The sequence below is a fragment of the Bradyrhizobium sp. Kon58 genome, from assembly GCF_055807455.1.
Genome location: NZ_JBVVOT010000521.1, coordinates 1 through 256, shown reverse-complemented (window position 1 = coordinate 256; position 256 = coordinate 1). Strand labels below are relative to the sequence as shown.

Annotated in this window: 1 protein-coding gene; it reads right to left on the bottom strand. The window is 63.7% G+C overall.

The annotated features are described in order from the left end of the window. On the bottom strand, positions 1-256 hold a 256-nt coding region (locus tag AC0L20_RS41335; RefSeq protein ID WP_473295885.1), incomplete at both ends, for a zinc-binding dehydrogenase.

Below are 256 nucleotides of genomic sequence, written 5' to 3'. Positions count from 1 at the left end.
CGTCAGCTCCAGCAAAGCCTCATGCACATTGGTTTTCTCATAGTTGATTGCAATCGCCTTGCCGCGCTCTTGCGCCAGGCGCAGCCGGTCGGGGTAGCGGTCGATGGCGATCACCCGTTCGGCGCCTAGCAGATAAGCGCTGCAAATGGCCATCTGGCCAACCCCGCCGCAGCCCCACACCGCTACGGTGTCGCCCGGCTGGATACCGGCGTTGTCCGCGGCGAAGTAACCGGTAGGCGCCGCATCCGATACGAAC